13 protein-coding genes are annotated in these 12,420 nt (G+C 72.0%); 4 read left to right on the top strand and 9 right to left on the bottom strand.

Going from position 1 to position 12,420, the window contains the following annotated elements; translation table 11 throughout:
* Positions 1 to 123 precede the first annotated feature (123 nt).
* Positions 124 to 1,227 (top strand): baeRF3 domain-containing protein, encoded by a 1,104-nt coding sequence (locus J2S59_RS09760; protein WP_068121254.1) that lies wholly within the window; start codon positions 124 to 126, stop codon positions 1,225 to 1,227.
* Between the two features lie 5 nt (positions 1,228 to 1,232).
* On the opposite strand, the gene pdxH is transcribed toward J2S59_RS09760, so the two are convergent.
* Positions 1,233 to 1,922, bottom strand: coding sequence for a pyridoxamine 5'-phosphate oxidase (gene pdxH, locus J2S59_RS09755; RefSeq protein WP_068121252.1), 690 nt, complete (start codon positions 1,920 to 1,922; stop codon positions 1,233 to 1,235).
* A 97-nt stretch (positions 1,923 to 2,019) separates the two neighbouring features.
* On the opposite strand from pdxH, the gene J2S59_RS09750 reads away from it, so the two are divergent.
* A complete protein-coding gene (locus tag J2S59_RS09750) occupies positions 2,020 to 3,126 on the top strand; it encodes a citrate synthase 2 (protein ID WP_068121250.1) in 1,107 nt (368 codons plus the stop codon).
* Between the two features lie 10 nt (positions 3,127 to 3,136).
* On the opposite strand, the gene J2S59_RS09745 is transcribed toward J2S59_RS09750, so the two are convergent.
* Positions 3,137 to 4,123 carry an LLM class flavin-dependent oxidoreductase gene (locus tag J2S59_RS09745; protein WP_068121248.1) on the bottom strand — a complete coding sequence of 329 codons (987 nt, stop codon included), beginning with the start codon at positions 4,121 to 4,123 and terminating at the stop codon, positions 3,137 to 3,139.
* Between the two features lie 33 nt (positions 4,124 to 4,156).
* A complete protein-coding gene (locus tag J2S59_RS09740) occupies positions 4,157 to 4,645 on the bottom strand; it encodes a GNAT family N-acetyltransferase (RefSeq protein WP_068121246.1) in 489 nt (162 codons plus the stop codon).
* A gap of 52 nt (positions 4,646 to 4,697) precedes the next feature.
* Here J2S59_RS09740 and serC point away from each other — a divergent pair, with 52 nt between their 5' ends.
* Positions 4,698 to 5,831, top strand: a complete 1,134-nt coding sequence (gene serC / locus J2S59_RS09735) for a phosphoserine transaminase (RefSeq protein WP_068121240.1) — start codon at positions 4,698 to 4,700, stop codon at positions 5,829 to 5,831.
* Here serC and J2S59_RS09730 read toward each other — a convergent pair.
* The 6 genes from J2S59_RS09730 to J2S59_RS09705 form a co-directional block, all read right to left on the bottom strand.
* The gene (locus tag J2S59_RS09730) at positions 5,782 to 6,834 is read right to left on the bottom strand and encodes a DNA topoisomerase IB (protein ID WP_246360347.1); all 1,053 of its coding nucleotides are present in this window, start codon (positions 6,832 to 6,834) and stop codon (positions 5,782 to 5,784) included. The genes serC and J2S59_RS09730 overlap by 50 nt on opposite strands.
* An 89-nt stretch (positions 6,835 to 6,923) precedes the next feature.
* Positions 6,924 to 7,928: a hypothetical protein gene (locus tag J2S59_RS09725; RefSeq protein ID WP_068121235.1), complete on the bottom strand. Its 1,005-nt coding sequence runs from the start codon at positions 7,926 to 7,928 to the stop codon at positions 6,924 to 6,926.
* Complete coding sequence (locus J2S59_RS09720) at positions 7,925 to 8,272, bottom strand: YnfA family protein (protein ID WP_068121232.1); 348 nt, start codon at positions 8,270 to 8,272, stop codon at positions 7,925 to 7,927. The genes J2S59_RS09725 and J2S59_RS09720 overlap by 4 nt, the downstream gene beginning before the upstream one ends.
* A gap of 9 nt (positions 8,273 to 8,281) precedes the next feature.
* The gene (locus J2S59_RS09715) at positions 8,282 to 9,499 is read right to left on the bottom strand and encodes a class I SAM-dependent methyltransferase (RefSeq protein ID WP_068121229.1); all 1,218 of its coding nucleotides are present in this window, start codon (positions 9,497 to 9,499) and stop codon (positions 8,282 to 8,284) included.
* Between the two features lie 101 nt (positions 9,500 to 9,600).
* Positions 9,601 to 10,878: an MFS transporter gene (locus tag J2S59_RS09710; RefSeq protein ID WP_306825055.1), complete on the bottom strand. Its 1,278-nt coding sequence runs from the start codon at positions 10,876 to 10,878 to the stop codon at positions 9,601 to 9,603.
* Positions 10,875 to 11,324 carry a MarR family transcriptional regulator gene (locus tag J2S59_RS09705; RefSeq protein ID WP_246360168.1) on the bottom strand — a complete coding sequence of 150 codons (450 nt, stop codon included), beginning with the start codon at positions 11,322 to 11,324 and terminating at the stop codon, positions 10,875 to 10,877. The genes J2S59_RS09710 and J2S59_RS09705 overlap by 4 nt, the downstream gene beginning before the upstream one ends.
* 174 nt (positions 11,325 to 11,498) lie before the next feature.
* Here J2S59_RS09705 and J2S59_RS09700 point away from each other — a divergent pair, with 174 nt between their 5' ends.
* Positions 11,499 to 12,368, top strand: a complete 870-nt coding sequence (locus tag J2S59_RS09700; RefSeq protein WP_068118783.1) for an AraC family transcriptional regulator — start codon at positions 11,499 to 11,501, stop codon at positions 12,366 to 12,368.
* The last annotated feature ends 52 nt before the right edge of the window (positions 12,369 to 12,420 follow it).

Raw genomic sequence — 12,420 nt, 5'->3', positions numbered from 1 at the left:
CGCAGGCGGTCCCGTGCACTTTCCCTCCCCCGTAGGTTGGGACCCACCGGCCCGAGCGCGCGACGCACGACGTACCGAGTCGCGGACGCTGCCGGACGAGCAACGCGAGGAGCGTGAACTTTCATGACGCGCAACAACCAGGGAACCGTCGACCGACTCGACTTCACTGCGGTGCTGCAACAGCAGGATGCCGACGGAGTGAAGCTCACCTTCGTCGTCCCGACCGACGTGACCGGGCAGAGCGACGCGACTTCCATCCTCACCCTCAAGAACCAGCTTCGCGAGGCGACGGATCGCCTCTTGGAGCAGGGACGGCGCCAGAATGAGGTCGACGACCTGCTGTCGCCCGTCGCGGCGCTGCTCGCTGACTCCTCCTACTGGCGGCTGCAGAGCCGAAGCCTCGTCGTGTTCTTGGCCGACGGCTTCTTCCGGGCCGTACGCGTGCCGGTGGAGCTCACGGAGGAGGTCACGGTCGGGGACCGGTTCAACCTGTTGCCCCTCGCCCCGGTCCTGGCGAGTGACCGCAAGGTCTACGTGCTCGCGCTCGCGAAGGGATCCGTCCGGCTCTTCGACTCGACGCGCAACGTCATCGAGGAACTGCCGCTCGAGCGCATCCCGGCCTCGTTCGACGACGTCATCGACGAGCTCCCCGAGCGCGTCGTCGATGTGCGCACGGGGTCAGCGGGGCCGGCCGGCACCGCGAGCTACCAGGGACCCGACGGCGACGTGGACCGCATCCTGCTCGAGAAGTTCATCCGTGCGGTGGGACAGGCGGTGGGCACTCGCCTCGGCACCGCGCGCTCCCAGCTGCTCGTGCTGGCCACCGTGGCGGAGTACCTTCCGATCTTCACGGAGGCCTGTCCCTACCCTGCGATCTTCGACGACGTCATCCCCGGCAACCCCGAGCACACGCTGCCCGACGACCTGCGGTCGGCCGCCTGGCGGCTCGTCAACGCCCACGAGGTCGTACGCGAGGCGGAGGAGCAGGACGACGCGAAGTCCCTGGCACATGCGGGCAAGGGGTCGTTCGACCTCGCGGAGATCCTGCGCGCCGCCGAGGAGGGTCGCGTCGACACGCTCTTCCTCCCGCGCGACGACGAGCACATCACCGACGCCGGCTCACGCGAGCGGGCCAACGGCGCACTCCTCGCCACCCTCCGCAACGGTGGGGTGCTGAGGACGCTCGGCGAGCTCAACGAGCAGGCTCTGGCGACGTTCCGGTACTGAGCCGGTCACGGCGCGAGCCGCTCGACCTCCCAGGCACCGTCGAAGTCGTGATAGCGCAGACGGTCGTGCATGCGTCCGACCCGGCCCTGCCAGAACTCGACGCTGCTCGGCAGCACGCGGTAGCCACCCCAGTGCGGCGGCGCCGGGATGGGGTCGGTGCCGTCGAGTCCGCCGTACTCGCGCGCGGTCTCGTCGTACGCCGCCTGCAGCGCCTCCCGGCTCTCGACCAACCGGGACTGCGGGCTCGCCCACGCCCCGATCTGTGAGGCCCGAGGGCGGGTGGCGAAGTAGGCCCCGGTGTCCGCGCGGTCGATGATCTCGGCCTCGCCGACGATGCGGACCTGGCGCTCCAGGGCGTACCAGCCGAAGTGCAGCGAGCACCGCGGGTCGGCGCTCAGCTGGTTGCCCTTCGCCGAGCGGTGGTTGGTGAAGAAGACGAACCCGCGCTCGTCGAGTCCCTTGAGCAGGACCGTGCGCGACTCCGGCTCGCCCGTCGGCCCGATGGTCGACAGCACCATCGCGTTCGGCTCGACCAGACCCAGCTCGCGGGCGGCGAGCGCGTCGTCGAACCAGCGGGCGAACTGCGTCAGCGGGTCGGGCGCGAGGTCGTCCTCGCTGAGTCCGCCCGCGGCGTACTCCTCACGGAGGGCCTGCAGGCGGGCGGTGAGCGTCGGGTCGGGTGCGGGACCTGCCATGACGACGAACTTAGCCCCGCCTCGGGGCGTAGGCCTGGTGATGCGCGGCACAACCGGTCGGGGCACAATGCCGAGCAACCAGGACGAAGGAGTGACGATGACCGAAGTGCAGCACGGACTCGAGGGCGTGGTGGCGTTCGAGACCCACATCGCCGAGCCCGACAAGGAGGGCTCCGCGCTGCGCTACCGCGGTGTCGACATCGAGGACATCGTCGGCCGGGTCCCGTTCGAGAACGTCTGGGGCCTGCTCATCGACGGCACCTACACCCCCGGGCTGCCGCCGGCGGAGGCCTACAACATCCCCGTGCGCACCGGCGACGTCCGCGTCGACGTCCAGGCCGCGATCGCGATGCTGGCCCCGGCGTTCGGGTTCGGCCAGACCTACGACATCAGCGATGAGCAGGCCCGCGAGGACCTCGCCCGCGTCGCGGTGATGGTGCTGTCGTACGCCGCCCAGTCCGCGCGCGGCCTGCACCAGCCCGTGGTCCCCCAGCGCATCGTCGACGAGGGCACGACGCTGGCGGAGAAGTTCCTCATCCGTTGGAAGGGCGAGGCCGACCCCGCCCACGTCAAGGCCATCGACGCCTACTGGAGCTCGGCTGCCGAGCACGGCATGAACGCCTCCACTTTCACCGCCCGGGTCATCACCTCCACCGGCGCCGATGTGGCTGCGGCGTTCTCCGGCGCGATCGGTGCGATGAGCGGCCCGCTGCACGGCGGCGCACCCTCGCGGGTGCTCGGGATGATCCGCGACGTCGAGGAGCGCGGCGACGCCCGTGCCTACGTCAAGGAGCTGCTCGACAACGGTGAGCGATTGATGGGCTTCGGGCACCGCGTCTACCGCGCCGAGGACCCGCGTGCGCGGGTGCTGCGGCGTACGGCGCGCGAGCTCGCCGCCCCGCGCTACGAGGTCGCCGAGGCGCTCGAGCAGGCCGCACTCGCCGAGCTGCGCGAGCGCCGCCCCGACCGCGTCCTGGAGACCAACGTCGAGTTCTGGGCCGCGATCGTCCTGGACTTCGCCGAGGTGCCGTCAAACATGTTCACCTCGATGTTCACCTGCGCCCGCACCGGCGGCTGGTCGGCCCACATCCTCGAGCAGAAGCGCACCGGCCGGCTGATCCGGCCCTCCGCGATCTACACCGGACCGGATCCGCGGCCCGCTGAGGACATCGAGGGCTGGGACGACGCCTGGGCGCAGTCCTGAGCCGACACCGCTAGCCGATCGCGGGCTTCACCTTCTCTGCGAGCAGCCGCAGGCTCTCCCACGAGGGCTCGGCAGGGAGCCCGCCACAGGCAGCGTGGGCGGTGACCAGCGGGAGGGTGCCGGCCTGGCCCCGGGCGATCAGCTCGTCCGGGGTGCCGACGACGTAGCGCCCGGCGGCACGCAGCTCGGCGACCGTGCCCGAGTCATCGCGCACGTGATGCTGGTGCGCCCCGCTCCACCGGGAGTAGCCCTGGGCGTCGGCGAGCAGGTGCCGGCCGTGCTCGGCCCAGAACCGGTCGGGGTCCTCGCTGCAGAACACCGCCGCCGGTCCCTCGGGAGGCATCATCACGAAGCCGTGCTTGCGGCCCAGCTCCGCGCAGGTGTCGCGGTAGAGCTGCTTGAGCGCCGGGTCGGCCTGCTGGGGGGAGAAGTGCATGCCGAGACGGGCGGCGCGCCGCGCGGCGGCCGGGGTGCCTCCGCCGTACAGGAAGACCGGGTGCGGGTCGGAGTACGGCGGCGGGCTGACCCGCACGCGCCGTCCGTCGACCTCCACCTCCTCGCCGGTGAGCAACTGCAGCAGCACGGTCAGCTGCTGCTCGATGGCGCGGCCGCGGGAGGACCACTCGCGACCGAAGTGCGCGTACTCCTCAGGGCGGTAGCCGAGACCGAAGGTGTAGCTGACCCGCCCGGCGCTGAGGTGGTCGAGCACGACGATGTCCTCCGCCAGCCGGACCGGGTCGTAGAGGTTCGCCAGCAGGGCCGAGATGGAGATCGGGATGGTCGAGGTCACCGCCGCCACCGCCGACGCCACCGGGATCGGGCTGGGCAGGTAGCCGTCGTCGGAGGCGTGGTGCTCCGACAGCGTCACGCCGCCGAAGCCGTGCTGCTCGACGTACGGGGCCTGCTCGAGCGCGCGGGCGTAGAGCTCCTGCCGCTCGGAGCGGGAGACGCCGGGGGCACGGAAGTCGTAGCGCAGGACGAAGAAGGTGCTGGTCACAGGCCCCACCCAACACCAGGACGAGAACGTGTTCTAGGACTTCGCCAACTTCTTCGCGTAACACCGCGAGAGCGGTGCGTCGCGGTAGTAGCCGTAGCCCGGGATCGGGACGTAGCCGTGGGCCTCGTAGAGCGCCATCGCCTCCGGCTGGCGCAGCCCCGTCTCCAGCACCAGCACGTCGATCCCGGCCTCGGCCGCGGTCTGCTCCAGGTGGCGCAGCACCGCGGCGGCGTACCCGCGCCGTCGGGCCGCGGCGTCGACGAACATCCGCTTGATCTCGGCGACCTCGCGCCCGCCGAGCGCTTGGGTCGACGCACGCCGCCAGCCGCCCATCGCCACGGGGACGGGCCCGGCACCGAGGTCGGCGTACCCGATGAAGAACGCCCCTGCCGGAGCGTCGAACTCGTCGTAGCGGATCGGCGCCTCGTCCTCGCCGCCGTAGCGCTCGACGTACTCGGCCTGGACGCGCGCGATCAGCTCGAGTGCGTGCGGGTCGCTGAGCCGGGACGGGCGCAGGTCCATCAAGCGTTCCTCTCGTTCAGGGCTGGGAAGCGGGTGAGACGATAACCGCGCCATGACGAACGACATCGTGATCCCCACCGACCTGCTCCCCGCCGACGGCCGCTTCGGCGCCGGGCCGTCCAAGATCCGCACGTCCGCGCTCGAGGCGCTGGCCGCGACGGGCGAGTCCCTCATGGGCACCTCGCACCGGCAAGCGCCCGTGCGCAACGTCGTCGGACGCGTGCGCGAGGGTCTCGCGGCGCTGTTCGACCTGCCCGAGGGTTACGAGGTCGTGCTCGGCAACGGGGGCGCGACGGCGTTCTGGGACATCGCGACCTTCGGCCTGATCCGCGAGAAGAGCCAGCACCTGACCTTCGGGGAGTTCTCCTCGAAGTTCGCCACCGCCGCGAAGCAGGCGCCGTTCCTCGCCGACCCGTCGGTGATCAGCTCGGAGCCGGGCAGCCGGCCGAGCCCGGTCGCCGAGGAGGGCGTCGACGTCTACGCCTGGGCCCACAACGAGACCTCCACCGCGGTCATGGCGCCGGTCGAGCAGGTCGCGGGCTCGGGCGACGACGCGCTCGTGCTGATCGACGCCACGTCGGGCGCCGGCGGTCTGCCGGTCGACGTGCGGGAGGTCGACGCCTACTACTTCGCCCCGCAGAAGTGCTTCGCCTCCGACGGCGGCATCTGGCTGGCCCTGATGTCGCCCGCCGCGCTCGAGCGGGCCGAGCAGATCGCGGCGAGCGACCGGTGGATCCCGGCGTTCTTCGACCTGCCGACCGCGATCGACAACTCGCGCAAGAACCAGACCTACAACACCCCCGCGGTGGCCACGCTCTTCCTCATGGCCGAGCAGCTGGACTGGATGAACGCCAACGGCGGACTGGCCGGCATGGTCGAGCGCACCACGCGCAGCTCAGACGCGCTCTACGGCTGGGCGGAGCGCACCGACTGGGCCACGCCGTACGTCACGGACCCGGCCGACCGCTCCCTGGTCATCGGCACCATCGACCTCGACGAGTCGATCGACGCCGCCGAGGTCGCCAAGGTCCTGCGCGCCAACGGGATCGTCGACACCGAGCCCTACCGCAAGCTCGGGCGCAACCAGCTGCGGATCGCGATGTATCCGGCGATCGACCCCGAGGACGTCGTCGCCCTCACCCGATGCGTCGAGCACGTCGTCGCAGCGCTTCCGGCGCCTGCTTGAGCAACCGCAGGGTCGCGCGCTCCAGCGCGGCCTGCCGCAGCGCCGGGTCCTCCGGCGCCCGGCGCAGTGCGGCCTCGATCGTGACGCCGTCCTCGTAGAGGTCGATCACTGCCGGGTCGACGTAGGAGTTGCGGGCGACGGTAGGGGTGTTGCCGAGGTACTCAGCGACCTCGACCATCGCCCCACGGATCGCGCGCTTGCGCGACGCCGCGCTCTCGCCGTGCTCGTCGCTGGCGGCCAGCGCCGCGGCGGCCAGCACGGTCGCGTGCCACGTCCGGAAGTCCTTCGCCGTGATCTCGTCGCCGACGATCTCGCGCAGGTAGCTGTTGACGCTCGGGCCGTCGAGCGGACCCCAGCGCCGACCGTCCTTGTAGGCGAGCAACCGGTCGTCTCCCCCGCGCCGGCGGCGCATCACCTCGACTGCCTCGACCGCGGGCAGGTCGTCGATCTCCACCCGGTGCTCGATGCCGGACTTGCCGACGAACTGGAAGACGAGCGCGCCGTTGCGGCGGCGTACGTGCTCGCGGCGCAGCGTGGTCAACCCGAACGAGTCGGTGTAGGAGTCGCTGCCGATGCGGAAGTAGCCCAGGTCCAGCAGGCGTACGGCGGCCGCAGCCGCGCGGTCGCGGGGCATCCCCTGCAGCGCCAGGTGCAGCGCGATCGCCTCGCGCGCCGCGGGCAGCCGGCGGGCGACCTTGGCCACCCGCTCGTGCTTCGCCAGGTCACGGCGTACCCGCCACTCGGGGTGGTAGAGGTACTGCCGCCGCCCGGCCGCGTCGGTGCCGACCGCCTGCAGGTGGCCGTTGGCGTGGGGACAGATCCACACGTCCTGCCACGCGGGCGGGATCACGAGGGCGCGGATGCGCTCCACGGCCTCGGGCGGCAGCCGAGTGCCGTCGGCGTCGAGGTAGACGAACCCCCGGCCCGCACGCCGGCGCGTCCACCCCTTCGAGTTCGCCGACACCGTGCGCAACCGGACCATGGCGTGGAGGTCCCCCGCCACGGGCCCGCCGAAACGCCCGCCCCTCCCCGTCACTCCCCTACGTGAGCGTTGCTCCGCGCAACCGCGGACGACGCTCACGTAGGGGAGTGTCAGGATCGGCGGCGCAGCACGAGCCCGACGATGAGCAGGCCGGCCAGGGTGACGGCCACGGGGACGGCGGGGCCGTCGAGCAGGCCGGTGGCGGGGTCGACCTCCGGCGCAGCTGCGGACTCGGCTTCCTCGTCGTCGGTCACCGACTCCGGCTCGGCCACCGACTCCAGTCCCGGCTCGGTCGAGGGCACCAGCGCGGGCGGCAGCCGCACCTCGTGGATGACGGAGTACCTCCCCTCCGTCGACACCAGCACCCGGCCGTCGGCCCCGACCGAGATCGCCTCACCCTGCTCCTGCTCCGGCAGCGCGATCTCCCCCAGCCGCTCGAACCCGGGGTAGGTCAGCAGGCTGGCCGCGCCGTAGTCGCGCAGGACCACGTGGCGCCCGTCGGGCCAGAAGGCACCGTCGGTGAGGAACCCGCTGACCCGCGTGACGGGCCGCAACCGGTTGAGCCGGTCGGTGCGCAGCTGCTTCGGCGCGACGTAGACCGTGCCGCCGAAGAGGCTCTTGGTGACGATGAGGACCCGCCCCGTGTCGGGGTGGACGAGCAACGTCTCGGCGTCCTGCGCCCGGTCGGGGTAGACCAGGCGGTACGCCGGCGCGGCCACCTCGCGGTCACCGCGGCCGACCGGCACGCGGTAGAGCCGGATGTCGGGGCGACGCCCGGCGTTGTCGCCGATGTCGCCCACCCACACGGTCGGCTCCCCGTCGACGTCCCCGGCCGGCGCGAGCGCCTCGACGTCGACGACCGAGTCGGCGAAGACGGTGGTGCCGACCGTGTCACCGGTCGTGAGGTCGACGACGTAGACGATCGCGTCGTCGCCGGAGTCGTTGACCGTGACAACGACGTCCCCGAGGTCGACCAGCCCGCTCGACTCGTCGATGCGCTCGTCGGTGAAGGCAGCACGCTCCTCCGCCGCCGGCTGCGCAGTCGCGGCCGCAGCCGGGGCGAGTGCGACCGCCGCCAGGACGGCGGCCAGGCCCGCCCGCGCCGTCCGCGTCATGCGCCGCGGGGGCTGTACATGATGACGGCGACGCCCACCAGGCAGATCAGCGCGCCGGTGACGTCCCAGCGGTCGGGGCGGAAGCCGTCGAGCGCCATCCCCCACGCCAACGAGCCGGCCACGAACACCCCGCCGTACGCCGCCAGGATCCGCCCGAAGTTGGCGTCGGGCTGCAGGGTCGCGACGAAGCCGTAGATCCCCAGCGCGATCACGCCGGCGCCGATCCACAGCCATCCCCGGTGCTCCCGCACCCCCTGCCACACCAGCCAGGCGCCGCCGATCTCGGCGATCGCCGCGGCGACGAAGAGCACCAGCGAGCGGGCGACATCGGCGCTGGAGTCCATGGGCTGAGGTTAGGCCAGGAGCTCCGCGAGCCGCGGCCGGATCCCCCACGCGGCGACCAGCGCGTCGTACTCCTCCTGAACGTCGCGCGGCTGCGCACCCGACCTCACCGCGCGGATGAGCGTGTTGCGCGGCGTGTGTTGGCTCTCGACGAACTCCATCACGTCGACCCGGTAGCCCTGCAGCCGCAGCAGCGAGGCTCGGAGGGTGTCGGTCAGGGTGTCGGCCAGCCGCTCGCGCAGGATGCCGTGCCGGGTGAGCAGGGTGTAGGGCGCCGGGGTCGGCGTACGACGGAGCTGCGCGGCGACGTCGTGGTGACAGCACGGTGCGGCGAGCACGAGGCAGGCATCCCAGCCGACCGCGCGGGCGAGCGCCTCGTCGGTGGCGGTGTCGCAGGCGTGCAGGGCCAGCACCACCTCGGGTGCGGCCGGCAGCACCCCGTCGAGGTCGGCGGCCTCGATCGAGGCGACGACCCACGAGGTGGAGTCACCGATGCCGAGCTCGTCGGCGACCGCGGTGTTGTGGTCATAGGACTGCTGCTTGGAGTCGACACCGACCAGGTGCACCGGCAGTCCCCGCCGGGTGAGGTGGCGGTGCGCGGCGAAGGTCAGGTAGGCGTTGCCGCACCCGAGGTCGACCACCCGCAACGGCTCCTCGGCGGTGGGCTGACGCAGCCGACCGGACTCCAGCGCGTCGGTGACCGCGACGTCGAGGGCGCGCAGGAACTCCTCGACCTGGCGGTACTTCGCCTGCCGCGACGGTTTGATCCGTCCCTCGGCGTCGGCGATGCCCAGCGCGCGCAGCACCGGGTCGCCCTCCGGCAGCAACCGCGCCTTCGCGCGGTCGTGGCCGCGGACGGGAGCGGCCGGGGTCTCCCGGGCGGCGGTGGCGTGCACCAGCGCCTCGCCCTTCTTGGTCACCCGCACCTGCAGCGACTCGGTGAGCGTGTCGACGTGCCAGTTGCCGAAGGGCTCCTCGAGCAGCGCATCGAGCGCCTCGGTCGCCGCCGGCCCGACGGCGTGGTTGGCGGTGTGGGCCTGGGTGTCGTCGTACGTCGTGACCTGCAGGTGCCGACCGGACTTGAGGTCGACGTAGCGCAGCTCGACCCGGCGCCAGGCCGGCTGCCGGCCGCGGCGCCGGCCGGTGGCCAGCGCCCGGACGAGCGTCTCGTCGTTCAGGATCGTGGCGCGGACGCGGGTCAGCGCTCGCAGCAGGGGCTCGGCGGCCACGTCAGCCCCGCACGAGCGCGGTGACCAGCACGACGAGCAGCAGTGCGCCCAGGGCGCACGGGATCACCAGGCGGCGGTAGCGGGGATTCACTCGGACGATCCTAGGCCGCGCTCTGCGAGGGCTTCGGCTCGGTGACCGCGATCGTCGCCTCGGCCACCGCTGCGGCCCGCTCGCTGCGACGGAAGAGCACCACGGCGAGCAGCACGCCGAAGATCGTCGCCAGCCCACCACCGATGAGCGTCCAGCGCGCACCGAACGTCTCGCCGATCCATCCGACGATGGGTGCCCCCAGCGGCGTACCGCCCATGAAGATCATCATGTAGAGGGCCATCACCCGCCCGCGCATGTGCGCCACGGTGGTGGTCTGCATGACCGTGTTGGCCGCGGTGATCATCGTCAGCGCCGCCAGCCCCAGGACCGGCGCCCAGACCAGGAAGGACCAGTACGTCGGCGCCAACCCCGCGATCACCTCGGCGATCCCGAAGGCCAACGCGGCCAGCACGACCAGGCGGTAGCGGATGCGGGTACGTCGCGCGGCGAGGAGCGCGCCGGTCAGCGAGCCGATGGCCAGCACCGAGCCGATGATCCCGTAGCCCTCGGCCTTCTGGTCGAAGACCTCGGTCGCCATCAGCGCCGACGTCATCTGGAAGTTGAGCCCGAACGTGCCGGCGAAGAAGACGATCATGAGGATGAGCTTGAGGTCGGGGCGGCTGCGCACGTAGCGGATGCCGTCGCGGATCATGCCCTTCGTGCGGGGCTGCGGCGTCGGGGTGTCGAGCAGCCGCGGGTCCATCCGCTCGAGGGCCACGACGACGGCGCCGTAGCTGATCGCGTTGAGGAGGATGACCCAGCCGGTCGCCGCCGCGCCGCCGCCGAGGGCGCCGATCAGCACACCGGCCAACGCGGGGCCGAGCATCCGGGCGGCGTTGAACGAGGCGGAGTTCAGCCCGACGGCGTTGGGCAGGTCCTCGGGACCGACCATCTCGCTCACGAACGACTGGCGCGCGGGCCCGTCGAAAGCCGTGCCGATGCCGAAGACCAGCGCGATGGCGTAGACGTGCCACACCTCGGCGACCCCGGTGATCGCCAGCACACCGAGCAGGCCGGCAGGCACCGCCATCATCAGCTGGGTCAGCTGGAGCATGCGGCGCTTGGGGAACCGGTCGGCCAGCAGGCCGGCGTACGGCGAGAGCAGCAGGATCGGCAGGAACTGCAGGCCGGTCGTGATGCCGAGGGCGGTGCCACTGCCAGCGGTGAGGACGAGCACGAGCCAGTCCTGGGCGACGCGCTGCATCCACGTCCCGGTGTTCGACACCACGCCACCGGCGGCGTACAACCGGTAGTTGCGGTTCGCCAGGGCGCGGAAGGTGGGGCTCAAGCGTTGGCCAGCCTTTCGAGGATCGGTGCGGCAGTGCGGAGCGCGTCGCGCTCCTCGGGGGTCAGGTTGCGCAGCTCGCGCGCGAGCCACGCGTCGCGGCGCTTGCGATCAGCAGCCAGCGTCGCGGCTCCCTGGTCGGAGATGCTGATCAGCGCGCGGCGGCCGTCGTCCTCGCACGCCCGCCGGGTCACGTAGCCAGCGGCCTCGAGGTCGTTGATCGCGCGGGTCATCGTCGGGGGCTGGACCATCTGGCGCCGGGCGAGCTCACCGACGCTGGCCTCCCCCTCGCGCAGCAGGTCACCCAGCACCGCGAGCTGGCCGATGCTCAGCTCGTTGTCGGGGTCCCGCTCGGAGCGGAGGCGGCGCACCAGCCGGAAGACGGACAGCCGCAGCGCGGACGCCAGACCGACGTCCGTGCGCGCGAGCTTCTCGATCGTGGGTGCCATATCGTGAGCATAACTCATTACCCTTGCTAACTATTTCCCGAAGGGCGCTCTGTGGGCGGGCTCACGCCGGGGCCGGACGACCCGACCGGACCGGTCCCGAGGTATCGGGCGCAGGGGACGTCGCCGCTGCAGGATGGTCGGCGAAGTCCACGACCGAGGAAGCAGAGGCACAGCGTGCTGCCAGCCCTGAACGAGATCGTCGACGCCGTCGAGGCGGATCTCGCCGCAGACGTCGACGTCGCTGCGGTGGCCGCGCGGCACGCGACGACCGAGTATCACCTGCGGCGGATGTTCTCCTCGCTCGCCGGGATGCCGGTGTCGGAGTACGTCCGTCGCCGGCGGATGTCGCGGGCCGCCGCCGACCTCACGCAGACCACCGACGACCTGCTGACCATCGCCGTACGCCACGGCTACGGCTCGACCGAGGCGTTCGGCCGGGCGTTCCGCGCCGTGCACGGCATCGGGCCGTCCGATGCGCGGCGCTCGGGCGGCCCGTTCCGCAGCCAGCAGCCTCTCCGCTTCCGTCTGACCGTCGAAGGGAACACCGCCATGAACGTTCGCATCGTCGACCGCCCCATCCTCCACCTCATCGGTCACGCGACGCGCGTCCCGCTGCTCTATGAGGGAGTCAACCCCGCGATCGCCGAGCACATCGCCGCCATCGAGCCGTCGGAGCACGCCCGGCTCAAGGAGCTGAGCAACACCGACCCGCGGGGGCTGCTGCAGGTGACCCACGGCACCGAGCCGGACGAGCCGGAGGGCGCCGAGCTCACCTACCTGCACGGCGTCGCGGTCTCCGAGGGGACACCCGTCCCGGGCGACCTCGACCACCTGCAGGTCGCTGGGGGCCGGTGGGCCGTGTTCACCAGCGCGGGACCGCATCCGCAGGCGCTGCAGGAGACCTGGGCCGCCACCGCGGCGGAGTGGTTCCCCGCACACCCGTGGCGACTGCGTCCCGGACCGTCGATCGTCGCGATCCTCGAGCACGACGCGGACTTCACCACGGCCACGTGTGAGCTCTGGCAGCCGGTCGAGCCCGCCTGAACGCGAGAGCGGGTGGTTCCGGTGCCACGTCGTGGCACCGGAACCACCCGCT

The sequence above is a fragment of the Nocardioides massiliensis genome (assembly GCF_030811215.1).
Classification (GTDB): Bacteria; Actinomycetota; Actinomycetes; order Propionibacteriales; family Nocardioidaceae; genus Nocardioides_A; species Nocardioides_A massiliensis.
The sequence above is the reverse complement of the archived record's forward strand: the minus strand, read 5'-3'. Positions and strand labels throughout refer to the sequence as shown.